Origin of the sequence: Streptomyces ochraceiscleroticus (assembly GCF_000720485.1) — a bacterium.
Classification (GTDB): domain Bacteria; phylum Actinomycetota; class Actinomycetes; order Streptomycetales; family Streptomycetaceae; genus Streptomyces; species Streptomyces ochraceiscleroticus.
In genome coordinates, this window is sequence record NZ_JOAX01000003.1 from 34735 (window position 1) to 51128 (window position 16394).

At 70.8% G+C, this 16394-nt stretch carries 15 protein-coding genes; 6 read left to right on the forward strand and 9 right to left on the reverse strand.

Annotation, left to right across the window (positions count from 1 at the left end):
* Nucleotides 1-41: 41 nt before the first annotated feature.
* Complete coding sequence (locus IG84_RS0104425) at nucleotides 42-1130, reverse strand: branched-chain amino acid aminotransferase (RefSeq protein ID WP_031051563.1); 1089 nt, start codon at nucleotides 1128-1130, stop codon at nucleotides 42-44.
* A 280-nt stretch (nucleotides 1131-1410) separates the two neighbouring features.
* Nucleotides 1411-2451 (reverse strand): 3-isopropylmalate dehydrogenase, encoded by a 1041-nt coding sequence (locus tag IG84_RS0104430; protein WP_031051566.1) that lies wholly within the window; start codon nucleotides 2449-2451, stop codon nucleotides 1411-1413.
* A gap of 128 nt (nucleotides 2452-2579) precedes the next feature.
* Between IG84_RS0104430 and IG84_RS0104435 the strand changes: the two genes are divergently transcribed.
* On the forward strand, nucleotides 2580-4184 hold the full coding sequence (locus tag IG84_RS0104435) for a purple acid phosphatase family protein (RefSeq protein ID WP_031051568.1): 1605 nt from the start codon (nucleotides 2580-2582) through the stop codon (nucleotides 4182-4184).
* A 12-nt stretch (nucleotides 4185-4196) separates the two neighbouring features.
* Here the strand turns inward: IG84_RS0104435 and IG84_RS0104440 are convergent, their stop codons facing one another.
* On the reverse strand, nucleotides 4197-5237 hold the full coding sequence (locus IG84_RS0104440; protein ID WP_031051570.1) for an NAD(P)-dependent alcohol dehydrogenase: 1041 nt from the start codon (nucleotides 5235-5237) through the stop codon (nucleotides 4197-4199).
* 304 nt (nucleotides 5238-5541) lie between these two features.
* Between IG84_RS0104440 and IG84_RS41465 the strand changes: the two genes are divergently transcribed.
* Entirely contained in the window at nucleotides 5542-5679 is a 138-nt protein-coding gene (locus IG84_RS41465; RefSeq protein ID WP_169746137.1) for a hypothetical protein, read from the forward strand.
* 52 nt (nucleotides 5680-5731) lie between these two features.
* Here IG84_RS41465 and pruA read toward each other — a convergent pair whose 3' ends face one another.
* Both pruA and IG84_RS0104455 read right to left on the reverse strand, forming a co-directional pair.
* Nucleotides 5732-7363, reverse strand: coding sequence for an L-glutamate gamma-semialdehyde dehydrogenase (pruA, locus tag IG84_RS0104450; RefSeq protein WP_031051573.1), 1632 nt, complete (start codon nucleotides 7361-7363; stop codon nucleotides 5732-5734).
* A gap of 68 nt (nucleotides 7364-7431) precedes the next feature.
* The gene (locus IG84_RS0104455; protein ID WP_031051576.1) at nucleotides 7432-8358 is read right to left on the reverse strand and encodes a proline dehydrogenase family protein; all 927 of its coding nucleotides are present in this window, start codon (nucleotides 8356-8358) and stop codon (nucleotides 7432-7434) included.
* 202 nt (nucleotides 8359-8560) lie between these two features.
* Between IG84_RS0104455 and IG84_RS0104460 the strand changes: the two genes are divergently transcribed.
* The 4 genes from IG84_RS0104460 (at nucleotide 8561) to IG84_RS0104475 (ending at nucleotide 13384) form a co-directional block, all read left to right on the forward strand.
* Entirely contained in the window at nucleotides 8561-9811 is a 1251-nt protein-coding gene (locus tag IG84_RS0104460) for a helix-turn-helix domain-containing protein (protein ID WP_031051577.1), read from the forward strand.
* 141 nt (nucleotides 9812-9952) lie between these two features.
* Nucleotides 9953-10774 (forward strand): DUF2182 domain-containing protein, encoded by an 822-nt coding sequence (locus tag IG84_RS0104465; protein ID WP_037799291.1) that lies wholly within the window; start codon nucleotides 9953-9955, stop codon nucleotides 10772-10774.
* A gap of 175 nt (nucleotides 10775-10949) precedes the next feature.
* On the forward strand, nucleotides 10950-11612 hold the full coding sequence (locus tag IG84_RS0104470; RefSeq protein ID WP_031051580.1) for a DUF1326 domain-containing protein: 663 nt from the start codon (nucleotides 10950-10952) through the stop codon (nucleotides 11610-11612).
* Nucleotides 11613-11710: 98 nt separating this feature from the next.
* A complete protein-coding gene (locus IG84_RS0104475) occupies nucleotides 11711-13384 on the forward strand; it encodes a purine-cytosine permease family protein (protein WP_031051582.1) in 1674 nt (557 codons plus the stop codon).
* A 103-nt stretch (nucleotides 13385-13487) separates the two neighbouring features.
* On the opposite strand, the gene IG84_RS0104480 is transcribed toward IG84_RS0104475, so the two are convergent.
* The 4 genes from IG84_RS0104480 to IG84_RS42855 all read right to left on the reverse strand — a co-directional run bounded on the left by IG84_RS0104480 (nucleotide 13488) and on the right by IG84_RS42855 (nucleotide 16069).
* Nucleotides 13488-14516 (reverse strand): PRC and DUF2382 domain-containing protein, encoded by a 1029-nt coding sequence (locus tag IG84_RS0104480; protein WP_063761743.1) that lies wholly within the window; start codon nucleotides 14514-14516, stop codon nucleotides 13488-13490.
* Nucleotides 14517-14733: 217 nt separating this feature from the next.
* On the reverse strand, nucleotides 14734-15117 hold the full coding sequence (locus IG84_RS0104485) for a VOC family protein (RefSeq protein WP_031051584.1): 384 nt from the start codon (nucleotides 15115-15117) through the stop codon (nucleotides 14734-14736).
* A gap of 235 nt (nucleotides 15118-15352) precedes the next feature.
* Entirely contained in the window at nucleotides 15353-15637 is a 285-nt protein-coding gene (locus IG84_RS42850; protein ID WP_425424010.1) for a zinc ribbon domain-containing protein, read from the reverse strand.
* A gap of 45 nt (nucleotides 15638-15682) precedes the next feature.
* A complete protein-coding gene (locus IG84_RS42855; protein WP_425424011.1) occupies nucleotides 15683-16069 on the reverse strand; it encodes a helix-turn-helix domain-containing protein in 387 nt (128 codons plus the stop codon).
* Between the last annotated feature and the right edge of the window lie 325 nt (nucleotides 16070-16394).

Here is a 16394-nt window from a genome sequence, read left to right on the forward strand (position 1 = left end):
CGCGTCCGCGGCGGCCCGTTGCAGGCGGTGCGGCGGCGGGGTCAGCCCAGGGGGTGCATCCAGCCGTGGGTGTCCTGCGCGGTGCCGCGCTGGATGTCCAGCAGCGCCTCGCGGAGCTTCATGGTGACCTCGCCGGGCTCGCCGCCGCTCTGCTGCCACTCGGCGCCCTTGCGCTTGACCGTGCCGACGGGTGTGATGACCGCGGCGGTGCCGCACGCGAAGACCTCGGTGAGCGTGCCGTTCTCGGTGTCGGCCTGCCACTGGTCGATGGAGACGCGGGCCTCCTCCGCCTCGTAGCCCAGGTCGCGGGCGACGGTGAGGAGGGAGTCACGGGTGATGCCGGCGAGCAGCGAGCCGGTCAGCGTCGGGGTGACGATCTTGTTCCCGTACACGAAGTACAGGTTCATGCCGCCGAGCTCCTCGACCCACTTGTGCTCGACCGCGTCGAGGTAGGCGACCTGGTCGCAGCCCTTCTCGGCGGCCTCGGCCTGGGCGAGCAGGGAGGCGGCGTAGTTGCCGCCGGTCTTGGCGTCGCCCATGCCGCCGGGGACGGCGCGCACGCGGTCCTCGGAGAGCCAGATGGAGACGGGCTTCACGCCGCCGGGGAAGTAGGCACCGGCGGGCGAGGCGATCACGAGGAAGAGGTACTCGTTGGCGGGCTTCACGCCGAGGCCGACCTCGGAGGCGAACATGAAGGGGCGCAGGTAGAGCGACTCCTCGCCGCCGTGCGCCGGCACCCAGTCGCGGTCCTGCCGGACCAGCGCGTCGCACGCCGCGATGAAGGTCTCGACGGGCAGCTCGGGCATGCCCAGGCGGCGCGCGGAGCGCTGGAAGCGCTCGGCGTTGGCCTCGGGGCGGAAGGTCGCCACGGAGCCGTCGGCCTGGCGGTACGCCTTCAGGCCCTCGAAGATCGTCTGCGCGTAGTGCAGCGTCATGTTCGCCGGGTCGATCGAGAGCGGCGCGTACGGAACGAGCTGTGCGTCGTGCCAGCCGCGGCCCTCCGTCCACTTGATCGTCACCATGTGGTCGGTGAAGTGCCGGCCGAAGCCGGGGCCGGCCAGGATCTTCTCCCGCTCCGCGGCGGGCAGCGGGTGGGAGGAGGGCTTGAGCTCGATCGTGGGCGTCGTCATGAGTGCGTGTCCTTCACCGGTGTGATTGTGGCGGCTGCGCACGCGCGGCGTCCGGTCAGTACGTGGACGTCCGAGCTTCCCCTGGTGCGTGGCCCCACGTCCGATTATCGCTCGGGTGGGACCGCGGAGAGGAAGGAGGTGGCGTAGTGCGCGTGCGTGGCCTGGGGTCGATGGTCGCACCCAACCGGCGAGTAGCCCAGCGGCCGGGTACGTGAGTACCTGGAGCCGCTGGGCTACTGGCGGGAACAGCTCTAGAAGCTGTCGCGTTCGAGCAGCGGCGTCAGCCGGCTACTCGGCCGGCGAGCGCGTCGCCGATCTCGTCGGTGGTGCGCGGGCTGCCGTCGCGGGCCTCGAGGTCCGCGGCGACGGCCTCCTCGATGCGGGCGGCCTCGGCCTCGTAGCCCAGGTGCCGCAGGAGGAGCGCGACGGAGAGGATCGTCGCGGTCGGGTCGGCCTTGCCGGTGCCGGCGATGTCCGGTGCCGAGCCGTGGACGGGCTCGAACATGGACGGGAAGGCGCCCGAGGGGTTGATGTTGCCGGAGGCGGCCAGGCCGATGCCGCCGGTCACGGCGGCGGCGAGGTCGGTGAGGATGTCACCGAAGAGGTTGTCGGTGACGATGACGTCGAAGCGCTCCGGCTGCGTGACGAAGAAGATCGTCGCGGCGTCGACGTGCAGGTAGTCGGTGGTGACCTCGGGGTACTCCTCGCCGACCTTGTCGAAGATGTTCTTCCACATGTGGCCGGCGTGGACCAGGACGTTGTTCTTGTGGACCAGCGTCAGCTTCTTGCGCGGGCGGGCCTTGGCGCGCTCGTACGCGTCCCGGACGACCCGCTCGACGCCGTACGCCGTGTTCAGGCTGACCTCGGTGGCGACCTCGTGGGGCGTACCGGTGCGCAGGCTGCCGCCGTTGCCGGTGTAGGGGCCCTCGGTGCCCTCGCGGACGACGATGAAGTCGATGTCGGGGCGGCCGGCCAGCGGGGTGCTGGTGTTCGGGAAGAGCTTCGACGGGCGCAGGTTGACGAAGTGGTCGAAGGCGAAGCGGAGCTTCAGCAGCAGGCCGCGCTCCAGGACACCGGAGGGCACGGACGGGTCGCCGATGGCGCCGAGCAGGATGGCGTCGTGCTGCTTGAGCGACTCCATCTCGGCGTCCGGCAGCGTCTCGCCGGTGGCGTGCCATCGCTTGGCACCCAGGTCGTACTCCTTGGTTTCCAGCTTCACGTCCTGCGGGAGGACGGAGGTCAGGACCTTGAGGCCCTGGGCCACGACTTCCTGGCCGATACCGTCACCGGGGATCACTGCGAGGCGAATGCTGCGAGACATGCCTGGACCCTACTCTTCGTCCCATGGGTTGACACCCGGTGTCCGGCATACGGACATGTGACGACTCGGTCAGCCGCAGTTCACCTGGTATCCGCCACCCGGTCTCCGGGCGATGTCACGGTCGCACCATGGCTTCCCGTGAGACCCCCACCTCGCCCGACATTCCCCGCTTCGGCATCCCCGAGCGGCTCGCCGCCCGGATGTCCATGGCCGAGCAGCACGAGTACCTGCGCACCAAGCTGTCCCGGCGCGGGCTGCTGCGCACCTCGGCCGCCGGTGCGGGTCTCGTCGCGGGCAGCGGGCTGCTCGGCTCCACCACGGCGTGCGCGGCGCCCGGCTCCACCGCCCTGCTCTCCGCGCCCGCCACGGCGGCGGTGGACGGCTCGATGGTGGCGCCCTTCGGCCGGCACCTGCAGTTCGGCGCCGACCCGAAGACGCAGATGCGGGTCTCCTGGCAGGTGCCGTTCGCGGTGAAGCGGCCGTATCTGCGGGTGGGCCTGAAGCCGTGGGATCTCAGCCGCAAGATCGAGGCGGAGGTGCGGGACCTGCACACTCCCGCGCTCACGAAGAAGCTGCCGGCCGTCGACCAGTACTACCTGCATGCCGCGCTGGACGGCCTCAAGCCGGGCACGACGTACTACTACGGCGTCGGCCACGACGGCTTCGACCCGGCCGACGCGCGCCACTTCTCGACGATCGGCACCTTCCGCACGGCTCCCGCGCGGCCCGAGAAGTTCGTCTTCACCGCCTTCGGCGACCAGGGCGTCAGCTACGACGCGCTCGCCAACGACCAGCTCATCCTGGGCCAGAACCCCTCCTTCCACCTGCACGCGGGCGACATCTGCTACGCCGACCCGGACGGCCAGGGCTCGGAGGAGGACACCTACGACGCGCGGGTCTGGGACCAGTTCCTCGCCCAGACCGAGACGGTCGCCAAGTCCGTGCCGTGGATGGTGACGACCGGCAACCACGACATGGAGGCGTGGTACTCGCCGAACGGGTACGGCGGCCAGAACGCCCGCTGGTCCCTGCCGGGCAACGGCCCGGACGCGAAGCACGCCCCCGGCGTGTACTCCTTCACCTACGGCAACGTCGGCGTCGTCGCCCTGGACGCCAACGACGTCTCGTACGAGATCACCGCCAACACCGGGTACACCGGCGGCAAGCAGACGAAGTGGCTGGACCGCCGCCTCGGCGAGCTGCGCGCGGACAAGGGCATCGACTTCATCGTGGTCTTCTTCCACCACTGCGCGTTCTCCACGACCGTCTCGCACGCCTCGGACGGCGGCGTCCGCGACGCCTGGCTGCCGCTCTTCGAGAAGCACGGCGTGGACCTGGTGATCAACGGCCACAACCACATCTACGAGCGCACCGACGCCCTCAAGGGCACCAGCGTCTCCCGCAAGGTGCCGGTCGGCGGCAGCGTGGACTCCGCGCGCGAGGGCATCGTGTACGTCACGGCGGGCGGCGCGGGCAAGGCGCTGTACAAGTTCCCCGTGCCGGACAGCTACGAGGGGCACGAGAAGGACCTGGACGAGGTCGAGACGTACCACTGGACCAAGGGCGGCGGGAAGGACACCGAGAAGGTGGCGTGGTCGCGGGTGCGCTACACCGGCTTCTCGTTCCTCGCGGTGGAGGTCGAGACCGGCCACCGGCCCCGGATGAAGGTCACCGCGCTCGCCGAGACCGGCGAGCGCATCGACCACTTCGACGTGGAACGCACATCCCGCTGATGGCTGCCGGGGTCACCCGTTGGGGAGGATCACGGCCCGGCCGTTGATCCTCCCCGCGTGCAGCCGCTCGTAGGCCAGCGGCGCGTCGTCGATGCCGTACGTCTCGACGTGCACCGACAGCGCCCCGGCCCGCGCCAGGCCGAGGACCTCGGCCAGCTCGCCGCGGCTGCCCCAGTACGGGGAGGACACCGAGACCTCGTACGCCGAGGTGCCGAAGCCGACGGGCAGCGCGCCGCCGCCGAGGCCGACGATCGTCACGTCCGCCTCGACCGCGGCCACCGCGCCCGCCGTGGTGACGGTGGGCGCCGCGCCGACGAAGTCCAGGACGAGCTGGGCGCCGAGGCCGCCGGTCAGCGCGCGGACCTTCGCCGCGGCGTCCGCGTCGGAGAGCACCGTCTCGTGCGCGCCGACCTCGCGGGCCAGCGCGAGCTTCGCCTCCCCGAGGTCGAGGGCGATGACGCGGGCCGGGCTGAGCGCGCGCAGCAGCTGGATGGCGACGTGGCCGAGGCCGCCCGCGCCGATGACGACGGCGGTGGAGCCGGGGACCAGCTTGGCCAGCGAGCGCTTGATGGCGTGGTACGGGGTGAGGCCCGCGTCGGTCAGCGGCACGGCCTGGACGGGGTCGAGGCCGCCGAGCGGCACGAGGTGGCGGGCGTCGTCGACCAGGAGGTACTCGGCGAGGGCGCCGGGCGCGCCGAGCCCGGGCGGGCGGATGCCGAGCTCGGGGGCGCGCAGGCAGTAGTTCTCCTTGCCCTCGGCGCACTTGGCGCAGGCGCCGCAGCCCCACGGGCCGTAGACGGCGACCGCGTCGCCCACGGCGAAGGCGGTGACGCCCTCGCCGAGCGCGGCGACCGTGCCCGCGCCTTCGTGGCCGAGGGTGAGCGGCAGCGGGAAGGGCAGCGCTTCCGCCGGCCATTCCATGACGGCGATGTCGGAGTGGCACACGCCGGCGGCGGTGACCCTCAGCAGTACCTGTCCGGGCCCCGGCTCGGGCACCGGTACCTCGACGACCTCGGGTGCGGCACCGACCGTGCGGTACTGCACGGCCTTCATCGTGGCCTTCATGGCGAACCTCCTCGTTCCCCGCGCGACCCCGTATACATGCACTGCACAACTAAAGCCGGAACGCCCCGCCGTCTCAGATAGTAGGAAGCCCAAGTAATTGTGCAGACATCACGGCTCTACTGTCCTACTTTTGTAGAAGCCGAACGTCTCGCTCCACCCAGCGAAGGCGGCTCAGGCCGGCGCGCACTCACAGGCGACCCCTGGCGCGACCTGGCCCCGCCCGCTCCGGCGTCGCATTCCGCCTTCGTGGCATCTCGGGGATCGATCCGACGATTCTTAAGGAGACGTGGTCATGGCCGACACCGCTGCCCCCGCCCGCAGGATCCGCCACCGCGTGCGTACGTCCGGCGAGACCGACCGCAGGAACGCCGCCGCCGCGCTCCAGCGCGCCCTGGACCGCCGCGACAACGGCGGCGCGACCGGGCACTGAAACGTGAGAACCGCCCCCGGCCCGAAGGCCGGGGGCGGTTCTCTTCAGAGACTCAGCCCATGTGCGGGTAGCGGTAGTCCGTCGGAGCGACCATCGTCTCCTTGATGGAGCGCGGCGACATCCAGCGCAGCAGGTTGAACTTCGAACCCGCCTTGTCGTTGGTGCCCGAGGCGCGGCCGCCGCCGAAGGGCTGCTGGCCGACGATCGAGCCGGTCGGGCGGTCGTTGACGTAGAAGTTGCCGGCCGCGAAGCGGAGCTTCTCGGAGACCTCGGCGACGACCTGCCGGTCCTTGGCGAGCACGGCGCCGGTCAGCGCGTACGCCGAGGCCGACTCCATCTGGTCCACCGTCGCGTCGAAGTCGGCGTCCTCGTAGACGTGGACCGCGATGATCGGGCCGAAGTACTCGGTCTTGAAGACGTCGTTCTCCGGGTCCGAGCAGGCGATGACGGTCGGGCGGACGAAGTAGCCCACCGAGTCGTCGTAGCTGCCGCCCGCGATGATCTCGCAGGCCGGGTCGGCCTTGGCCGCGTCGATGGCGGCCTTGCTCTTGGCGAAGGACCGGTCGTCGATGACGGCGCCGATGAAGTTCGACAGGTCGGTCACGTCGCCCATGGCCAGGCCCTCGACCTCGGCGGCCAGCTCGTCCTTGAAGCCGTTCTCCCAGATGGAGCGGGCGATGTAGGCACGCGAGGCCGCGGAGCACTTCTGACCCTGGTACTCGAAGGCGCCACGGGTGATGGCGGTCTTCAGGATCGCCGGGTCCGCGGTCGGGTGCGCGACGATGAAGTCCTTGCCGCCGGTCTCGCCGACCAGCCGCGGGTAGGAGCGGTACTTCTCGATGTTCTGGCCGACCTCCTTCCACAGGTACTGGAAGGTCTTGGTCGAGCCGGTGAAGTGCACGCCGGCCAGCTCCGGGTGCGGCAGTGCGACCTCGGAGACCTCCTTGCCGTCACCGGTGACCAGGTTGATCACGCCCTTGGGCAGCCCGGCCTCCTCCAGCAGCTCCATCAGCAGAACGGCGGAGTGGGTCTGGGTCGGGGACGGCTTCCAGACCACCACATTGCCCATCAGGGCGGGGGCGGTGGGCAGGTTGCCGGCGATCGCGGTGAAGTTGAACGGCGTGATCGCGTAGACGAAGCCCTCCAGCGGGCGGTGGTCCAGGCGGTTCCAGACACCGTTCGGCTGCATCAGCGGCTGCTCGGTCAGCAGCTCACGCGCGAAGTGCACGTTGAAGCGCCAGAAGTCCACCAGCTCACAGGGCGCGTCGATCTCGGCCTGCTGGGCGGTCTTGGACTGCCCCAGCATGGTCGAGGCGGCGATCGTCTCGCGCCACGGGCCCGCCAGCAGGTCGGCGGCCTTCAGCAGGATCGCCGCGCGGTCGTCGAAGGACATCGCGCGCCAGGCCGGGGCCGCGGCGAGCGCCGCGTCGACGGCCTCCTGCGCATCGGCCTTGGTGGCGTTCGCGTACGTACCCAGCACGGCCTTGTGGTTGTGCGGCTGGACGACGTCGAAGCGCTCACCGCCGCCCATCCGCTTCTCACCGTTGATCGTCATCGGGAGGTCGATGGGGTTCTCGGCGAGCTCCTTGAGCTTCGCCTCCAGGCGGGCGCGCTCCGGGGAGCCGGGGGCGTAGCCGTGCACCGGCTCGTTGTACGGGGCGGGGACGTGGGTCACAGCGTCCATGGCGGCCGTGTCTCCTTCTGTCGGGTGCGGGTGCGGAGTCTGTACGGGGCCGGGCCCGGCCCCCGGGGTCAGCTGCGGGTGAGCAGCGAGCGGGCGAAGAACGCGAGGTTCGCGGGACGCTCGGCCAGCCGGCGCATGAAGTAGCCGTACCAGTCGGTGCCGTAGGCGATGTAGACGCGCACGCGGTGGCCTTCGGCGGCGAGCCGGCGCTGCTCGTCGTCCCGGATGCCGTAGAGCATCTGGAACTCGTAGTCCTCGTTCTTGCGGCCGGCGCGGTAGGCGAGGTCCTGGGCGATGGCGACCATGCGCGGGTCGTGCGACCCGACCATCGGGTAGCCCTCGCCCTCCATCAGGATCTTCAGACAGCGGACGTACGCCTTGTCCACCTCGGCCTTGTCCTGGAAGGCGACGGTGGCGGGCTCCTTGTACGCGCCCTTCACCAGCCTCACCCGCGAACCTTCCCCGGCCAGCGCGCGGCAGTCGTCCTCGGTACGGAAGAGGTAGGACTGCAGCACGGCGCCGGTCTGGGGGAAGCGTTCGCGCAGCTCGCCGAGGATGGCGAGAGTGGAGTCCACGGTGGTGTGGTCCTCCATGTCCAGGGTGACGGTCGTGCCGATCGCGGCGGCGGCCTCGACGACCGGGGTGACGTTCTTCAGGGCCAGCTCGTGGCCGCCGGGCAGGGCCTGCCCGAAGGCGGAGAGCTTGACCGACATCTCGGCCCGGGTGCCGAGGCCGAGCGGCTTGAGGCCCTCGACCAGCTCCAGGTAGGCGTCGCGGTTGCGGAGCGCCTGCGCGGGGTCGGTGATGTCCTCACCCAGCACGTCCAGGGTGATCTCCAGGCCGGCGTCGGCCAGGGAGCGGACGGCGGGGACGGTGTCGCCCAGGGTCTCGCCCGCGATGAAGCGGTCGACGACGGAGCGGGTGACCGGCGCGGCCGAGACGAGACGGCGCATTTTGTCGCTGCGCGCAGCGGCGAGGATCACGGGACCCAGCACGGGACACCTCCACGGTTCACGGATGACAGATGCCGAGCGTGTCGGGCGCGCCGGCAGGTCGAGCCACCAGAAACGTAAGTTTCACGGTACGTCGGTAGCCATCGACAGCTGTCACGCCTTCGTGTCCGGCATCTCAGACAGATGTATGAGAATGTGCCGTGACATCTGACGCAGAGGTGACCGGAGAGGAGCCAGGCGGCGCATGCCAGGGGACTACGAGCAGCTGGTGGACGAGATCTCGGCGGCGCTCGGCGCGCCCGCGACGCTGGAGGACCGGGACTTCCGGCTGATCGCGTTCGGCGCGCACGAGGGCGACGACGACTCGATGATGGACCCGGTGCGGACCCGGTCGATCCTGCAGCGCCGGTCCACGGCCGCGGTCCGCGCCTGGTTCGAGGGGTTCGGCATCGCCCGCGCCAAATCCGCGCTGCGCATCCCGCCGGACCCGGCCGCCGGGGTCTTCAAGGGCCGCATCTGTCTGCCCGTACGCCACCGGGGCATCGTGCACGGGTACGTCTGGCTGCTGGACGACGGGCACCTCAGCAATCTGGAGCTGGGCGGGCGCGGCACGCCGCCCGATCCGCGCATCGAGCAGGCGATGGAGACCGCGGCACGGATCGGCGCGCTGCTCGCGGCGGAGGCCCGGGCCGGTGCCGAACTGGGCGATCTGCTGCGGGAGTTGCTGCTGAGCGGCGCGTCGGAGCGGCAGGCGGCGGCGGACGCCCTGCGGGACGCGCTGCGGCCGGGTGCGGACGAGGCGCCGCTCGCGCTGGTCGCCGTGGCGCCCTGGGACACCTCCGACACCGACGCGGCGCCGCTGCCGGGCCTTCCGGGGCTGCTCGCGGCGAGCGCGATGCCGGGGGCGGCCGGGACGGCGGGGTCGGCGGGGTCGGACGAGCGCCCGGGCGGGCCGCCCGGCGCGGGCGCGCGGCAGGGCGCCGCCGGGCACACCCTCGCGGCCCTCGTGCGCCTGCGGACGGCCGGGGGGCTCGCGCCCGCGCACTCCGCCGCCGAGCACCTGCTGCGCTCGCCGCGTGCCGGGAGCGGCGCCGCCGCCGGCATCGGGGCACCGCGCGAGGGGCTGAGCGAGCTGCCCGGTGCCTGGCGGGAGGCGCTGGCCGCGGCCCGCTCGGCGCGCGCCGAGCCGCGGCTGGGCCCGGTCGCGCAGTGGGACGCCATCGGCGCGTACCGGCTGCTGACCGGCCTGCCGGCCACACAGTCCGATGAAACGATTCGCCCGCTGCTCTCCCCCGCCCACACCGAACTGGCGCGCACCGCCGAGGCGTTCCTGGACTGCGCGGGCCAGGCGAGCCGCACGGCCCAGGCCCTCGGCATCCACCGCCAGACGCTCTACTACCGCCTCGGCCGAGTCGAGAAGCTCACCGGCCTGGACCTGGACGAGGGCGCCGACCGCCTCCTGCTGCACATGGCGCTGAAGTCGGCACGGCTGTAAGAGAGGCGTACGAACTGCGCCCCCGTGAGCACTGCCGGCCGAGGCCGATCACCAGCACTGTCCCGATTCCTCCGGCGCCCGCTTCTGTGTTCTTCTGGAGGAAGAGGGTGGAGGAAGAGGGCTCCTGGAAGGAGGAGCGCCATGCTGCACATCCGCACCCTGGCCCCCGCGCCGGCGCAGTCCGGCAGCCTCCTGCCGCGGCGTGAGCTGGCTGCCGCGTGGACACTCATGGTCCTGCTCGCCGGCCTGGCATGGGTCCTCACCGTGGCCCAGTCCCGCGACATGGACGACATGGCCATGGAACCGGGCACGATGGGGCTGGCGCTGCCGCTCTTCCTGCTGCTGTGGGTGACCATGATGGTGGCGATGATGTTCCCTTCGGTGGCCCCGGTGGCCATCGCCTGGGCGCGGGCGATCGGCCGGCAGTCGGCCGGCGCCACCCGCGCCGCGCGCGTCACCCAGTTCGCCGCGGGCTACCTGCTCTCCTGGACGGCATTCGGCCTGCTCGCCTACGGAGCGCTGGCGGCGACCGGGAAGCTGGTGGACAGCCATCCCGGTGCGGGTCGCTGGCTGGGCACCGCCGTCTTCCTGCTCGCGGGGCTGTCCCAGTTCGGGCCGCTGAAGCGCGTGTGCCTGCTGCACTGCCGGAACCCCCTGGCGCACCTGATCCGGTACGCGCACTTCCGGCCGTGGGCCCGGGATCTGCGCGTGGGCGCGCACCACGGGCTCTACTGCGTGGGCTGCTGCTGGGGCCTGATGATCGTCCTCATCCCGCTCGGCGTGATGAACGTGGCGGCCATGGCCGGGCTGGCGGCGGTGATCTTCTTGGAGAAGCTGTGGCGGTGGGGCCCGTGGCTCACCTGGGCGGTCGGCCTCGCTTTCCTGGTCCTGGCCGCACTCGCTCCCTTCCAGGACGGGCTGCTGCCCGGCCTGGAGATGCCCGAGCCCTCGATGATGATGTAGCCACTCGCTTCCCGGCCTGGAGATGTCCGAGCACTCGATGATGTAGCCGCTCGCTTCCCGGGCCGACGAGGCGCACGATGGAAGGTGCAGGCCGTTCGCGATCCCGGGAGCGGCTCGGGACACGGTCTCGCCACTCCACGTGAGCTCCCATCGGCTCGACGGGGAGGGAAGCGACATGACTGAACAGGTCACTACCGACACACGCTGGCATCTGGCCGGCGACTGGTTCGATGTATGCAAGTGCGCCATTCCGTGCCCCTGCACGTTCGCGCAGCCCCCCACCTACGGCGACTGCGAAGGAGTGCTGGCCTGGCACATCCGGGAAGGCACCTTCGGCGACGTACGGCTCGACGATCTCAACGTGGTGATGCTCGGCTCCTTTGTCGGCAACCCCTGGGCCCGCGAGCACACCGACGCGTACGCCGCGGTCTTCTTCGACGAGCGCGCCGACGACCGGCAGCGCGCCGCCCTCCAGAGCATCTTCGGCGGTGAGGCGGGCGGATGGCCCGCAGAGTTCGGCGAGATGTTCGGCCCCGAGATGCGGGGCATGGAGTTCGCTCCCATACGGATCGAGGTCGACGAGGACCTGGCCTCATGGCGCGCCGAGATCCCCGGGCGGGTCTCTGCAAGCGCAGAGGCGCTGACCGGGCCGACCACCCCGGACGGGGCACGGGTACAGGTGCACAACGCGCCGGGCGCCGAGGTCGGGCCGGGCCAGGTCGCCACCTGGGGACGGGCCACCACCGACCGCGCCGACGCGTACGGCTTCTCCTGGGACCGCTCCGGGAAGTCGAGCAAGCACTTCCCCTTCGACTGGAGCGGGGGCCCGGCCGCCTAGCGGCTGCGGCGCCCCGGCCGGACCGGGCGCCGCACCGGAAACACCGGCTTCATCTTGCACGTATGCGTGGGTAACACGGCCTTCCTAGTGTCCCCGCCATGGACACAGGCCTGTACACCGAGGCGGACACCGCGCCGGCCCCGCCGCGCACCGGCCGGGCGGAGAACGACCAGGCCGCGAAGGAGACGCTGGAGGACTACACCCTCCGCTTCGCGCCACGCAGTTACCGGCGCTGGACGCCGATGGTCGTGGCGACCACCGCGCTGGGCGGGATCGCCTATCTGGCCGACTTCTCCATCGGCGCGGGCATCGGCCTCGCGCACGGCACCGGGAACGCGCTGGCCGCGATCCTGGTCGCGGCCGCGGTCATCTTCGTGACCGGCTTCCCGCTCGCGTACTACGGAGCGCGCTACAACATCGACCTGGACCTGATCACCCGCGGCTCTGGCTTCGGGTACTACGGCTCGGTCCTGACCAGCGTCATCTTCGCCAGCTTCACCTTCATCTTCTTCGCCACCGAGGGCTCGATCATGGCGCAGGGGCTGAAGCTCGGCCTCGGCCTGCCGCTCTGGCTGGGGTATCTCGTCTCCACCCTCCTGGTGATCCCGCTGGTCGTGTACGGCATGAAGGCGCTCAGCAAGCTCCAGGTGTGGACGACACCGGTCTGGCTGCTGCTGATGGTCGGCCCGCTGGCCTACCTGGTCGCCACCGACCCCGGTACCGTGCACCGCTTCCTGGCGTACCCGGGCACCGGCGGCGACGGCGGCCTCAACACCGCCTCGGTACTGCTCGGCGCGGGCGTGTGCCTGTCGCTGATCGCGCAGATCGGCGAGCAGATCGACTATCTGCGGTTCATGCCGCCCAAGACCCGGGAGAACCGGCGCAGTTGGTGGACCGCCGTGATCATGGCGGGCCCCGGCTGGGTGGTGCTCGGCGCACTCAAGCAGGCCGCCGGCATCTTCCTCGCGGTCTACGCGCTGGCCAAGGTCGCCCCGGCGGCCGCCGCCGAGCCGATCCAGCAGTTCAAGGGCGCCTTCGACGCGATGCTGCCGCCCTGGCTCGTGCTCCCCCTCGCCGTGGTCCTCGTCGTGATCAGCCAGATCAAGATCAATGTGACCAACGCCTACTCCGGCTCGCTGGCCTGGACGAACTCCTTCACCCGGGTCACCAGGCGCTACCCCGGCCGGATGGTCTTCGTGCTCGCCAACCTCGGCATCGCGCTGATCCTGATGGAAGCCGACATGTTCAGCTTCCTCAACGCCGTACTGGGCTTCTACTCGAACTGCGCCATCGCCTGGATCGTCACGGTCGCCACCGACATCATGGTCAACAAGTACCTGCTGAAGCTCTCCCCGCACGCCCCCGAATTCCGCCGGGGCATGCTGTACGCGGTCAACCCCGTCGGCGTGGTGGCCTTCACCGCCGCCTCCGGCCTGTCGATCGCGATGTACTTCCACGCCCTCGGCGACACCCTGCAGCCGTACTCCCCGGTCGCCGCCGCCGTCCTCGCCTTCGTCCTCACCCCGCTGATGGCCGTGGTCACCAAGGGCAGGTACTACCTGCGGCGGACCGCCGACGGGATCGCCGAACCCCTGCTGGACGCGGACGGCAACCCGAGCGCGCACACGTACACCTGTCACGTCTGCCGACAGGAATTCGAGCGCCCCGACGTGGCCGCCTGCCCGGCCCACGACGCCGTGGTCTGCTCGCTGTGCCTGAGCACCGACCGCACCGGCGCGCACGTCCTGCCCGCGGCGCCCGCGGGCGCCTGACCCCACCGCGTACCCCCGCGTACGCGAAAAAGCGACGCCTGCCCGTGCTGAACCGGGCAGGCGTCGCGTGATCGTGTGCGGCGAGCGGAGAACCGCCCATGGGTCACCAGGTGTGCCCCGTGTCCTCCTCGCCGGTCTCCTTGATTCCCTTGCGGCCGGTGCGGTCCGTGGGGTCCTTGGGGCCCGTCCGGCCTGTGGGGCCCGTCCGGCCCGTGCGGGTGGCCGGGTCCACGCCGTCGTCGAACTCGAGCTGCTCCCGGCGGACCTCGGTCGACACCTCCTGCTGCTCGGTGACCCGGTCGGTCTCCAGCCGGACCCGCTCGTAGGGCCGCGTCTCCTTGCGGATCACGGGCTCCTCGCGGTGCAGCGTGATGTCGTACTCGCCGTCCTCCAGGTTCACGGGAGTGCCACGGCTGCGCCGGGCCTCCTCGTCGGAGATCGGCTCGCGGGTGAGACGGGCCTCCTCGTGGCTGACCGGCACGGTCCGGCTCACGTTCTCGGTCACCACGTGCTTCCGCAGATGCGCGTGGCCGCTCTCGTGCTCCTCGACACCGAACTCGGCGCGCTCCTCCGAGAGCGTCATCTCGGGGTTCTGCTCCTTACGGGACCGCTGGTCCGTGTCCGTCGGACCGCCGCGGGACATGGCCATCTGCCCGGCGCCCGCGCCGGCCAGCGGCCGGTCGGCGTCGGGGCGGGTGTTCTGCCCGGCCATCCCGGCCGCACCCGCGGTGCCCATGCCGCCGGCGGCGGCTGCGGTACCCATACCTCCGGCCTGCCCCGTGCCCGTGTCGCGGCCCATGCCGCCCCGGCCCGATCGGGTCAGACCGTAGTGCCGGTACAGACGCTCCTCCTCCGACGGTTCGAGGTGACCGTCGGCGTCCATCCGCGGAGCGTCCTTGATCTGGTCCTTGGTGTGCGGAACACGGATCGCGTCGTCCACCCGCGTGCAGCCGGCCAGCGGGACGAAGGTCTCCTTCGTCCCGAACAACCCCGTGCGCACCGTGATCCACTCCGGCTCATTGGTGGCGTCGTCCCGGTAGACCTGCTGGACAGTGCCGACCTTCGCGCCGTCCGCATCGATCACGTTCAGCCCGGCCAGGTCATGAGGGGTGTCACCCAGAGGTGCATTCATGGCGTCTCTCCTTTCGCGCGCGCCTGCAGGAGAGGCACGCACCACTCCATTGCGCACCCCATGGGGCCGCGCAGCGAGTCGGGAGCACACCGGCCGGGCTCCGGCTACCGGTCCGGACCGGGCCCGAAGCCGCTCGTGGGGGCGGAGCGCGGCACCGGCCGGTGCGGCGCCCCACCCCCCGGCACTACTCCATTCGGGTGACGACGCCCGTCCGGGCTCAGCTCCCGCTGCCGTACGGGCGGGTGATCAGCTCCATGTAGTGGCCGTCCGGGTCGGGGAAGTACACACCGCGGCCGCCGTCGTTGGTGTTGATCTCGCCGGGGCGGGTGCGGTGCGGGTCGGCCCAGTACGCCAGCCCCAGCCCCTTGATCCGGTCGAAGCTGCGGGTGAACTCGTCCTCACTGATCAGGAATGCGTAGTGCTGCGGGGTGATCTCGCCGCTGTCCTGCGCGAAGTCGAGGGTGACCCCGTTGTCCATCACCACGGGCAGGAAGGGTCCGAACTCGGGCTGCACCTTCAGCCCGAGAATGTCCGCGAGGAACTTCGCCGACTTCTCCCGGTCGCTGGCGTGGACGATCGTGTGGTTCAGCTCAACTGCCATGACATACCTCCCGTTTGATGCCCCGATCCTAGGAGGCGGGGGCGGCAGGGCGTATCGTCCGTAGGGCTTAGGCCGGGGGCCGGAGGGGGCTCGGTCCCCCGATCCCTGGCAGGGCCCCCGCCCACGATTCCCGGCAGGGCCCCTCCCTCTCCCCAGCCAGCGGAGAAGCCCCTGGCAAGGCCCCCTCCCCCGCCCTCGACCACACATACCGCGAAGTTGACTTCCGCTCTCCGGCCTAAAGGCCGGAGATTCCTACCACGGTCGGCTGACCGTCTCGGTGGGTTCCTGTTTCATCGCGCTGTGCCGGGACGCGTCCCGGTCTTACCCGCGCTCCGCAGGCTGACACCGCCAGTCCGGCGGCCTTGGCGATGTTGACCGCCGCGTTGATGTCCCGGTCCAGGACGGCCCCGCACGCCTCACACGTCCATACACGGATGTGCAGGGGCTTGGGGGCCGCATCCTTGATCACGGTCACCGTGGCCGGGGTCGAGGGCAGAGCGCGGGACCACTTCACCCGCACCTCCCCGATCTTCGGAAACGACAGGTCTCCACCGGCCGTGATCTTTCAGCGGGCGTTGGCGGTGAACCGTACGGCCTGCCGGTTGTCCTTGCGGGACTTGAACCGGGGTGCCCCCACGCGAGGGCGCTTGCCCTTGAGGCCGTTGAAGAAGTTCCGGTACGCGGTGTCCAGGTCCCGAAGGGACTGTTGGAGTACCACGGCGGAGACCTCGCCGAGCCAGGCGCGTTCCTCGGTCTTCTTCGCCTCGGTGATCAGCAGCTTCGACAGGTCCCCGATCTTCGGAAACGGCACTCCCTCGGCGCGGGCGGTCTCACGGGCCCGGAGGGCGTCGTTGAAGACCACCCGAGCGCACCCGAACGCCCTGGCCAGCGCAGAACGCTGAGGACCGTTCGGGTACAAGCAGAAGGCGTAACGCAACTGCACGCCGATCACCGTACTGCAGTTGGTTTATGGCTGACATGCAGAACATCAGGACTGGTCGACACTGTGCGTTCGCGCTCACATGATGCGCGCCGTCTGCACGGACGGAAGCTCCCGCAGGCTCCGCCAGGAGTACCCGGAACTCGTCCAGCGCTACTGGCGGGCGCAACGGCTGTGGTCCGACTCCTACTTGCCAGGTCGGCGGGGCTCCGCTCTCGACAGTCCTCCAGTACATCAAGCAGCAGAATCGTCCGCTGTGCCCCGCGGGTCAGAGCAGTTCTCAGAATCGCTTCACCACTGGGCTCAAGACCGATGCACTGCGATGAGACCCGGTAGC

Excerpts from the sequence above, each read along its gene's own strand:
- IG84_RS0104430 (WP_031051566.1), bottom strand. The coding sequence starts at position 2,451 with ATGTCTCGCAGCATTCGCCTCGCAGTGATCCCCGGTGACGGTATCGGC.
- IG84_RS0104460 (WP_031051577.1), top strand. The coding sequence starts at position 8,561 with ATGCCAGGGGACTACGAGCAGCTGGTGGACGAGATCTCGGCGGCGCTC.
- IG84_RS0104485 (WP_031051584.1), bottom strand. The coding sequence starts at position 15,117 with ATGGCAGTTGAGCTGAACCACACGATCGTCCACGCCAGCGACCGGGAG.
- IG84_RS0104440 (WP_031051570.1), bottom strand. The coding sequence starts at position 5,237 with ATGAAGGCCGTGCAGTACCGCACGGTCGGTGCCGCACCCGAGGTCGTC.
- IG84_RS0104435 (WP_031051568.1), top strand. The coding sequence starts at position 2,580 with ATGGCTTCCCGTGAGACCCCCACCTCGCCCGACATTCCCCGCTTCGGC.
- pruA (WP_031051573.1), bottom strand. The coding sequence starts at position 7,363 with ATGGACGCTGTGACCCACGTCCCCGCCCCGTACAACGAGCCGGTGCAC.
- IG84_RS0104425 (WP_031051563.1), bottom strand. The coding sequence starts at position 1,130 with ATGACGACGCCCACGATCGAGCTCAAGCCCTCCTCCCACCCGCTGCCC.
- IG84_RS0104470 (WP_031051580.1), top strand. The coding sequence starts at position 10,950 with ATGACTGAACAGGTCACTACCGACACACGCTGGCATCTGGCCGGCGAC.
- IG84_RS0104475 (WP_031051582.1), top strand. The coding sequence starts at position 11,711 with ATGGACACAGGCCTGTACACCGAGGCGGACACCGCGCCGGCCCCGCCG.
- IG84_RS0104480 (WP_063761743.1), bottom strand. The coding sequence starts at position 14,516 with ATGAATGCACCTCTGGGTGACACCCCTCATGACCTGGCCGGGCTGAAC.
- IG84_RS41465 (WP_169746137.1), top strand. The coding sequence starts at position 5,542 with ATGGCCGACACCGCTGCCCCCGCCCGCAGGATCCGCCACCGCGTGCGT.
- IG84_RS0104465 (WP_037799291.1), top strand. The coding sequence starts at position 9,953 with ATGCTGCACATCCGCACCCTGGCCCCCGCGCCGGCGCAGTCCGGCAGC.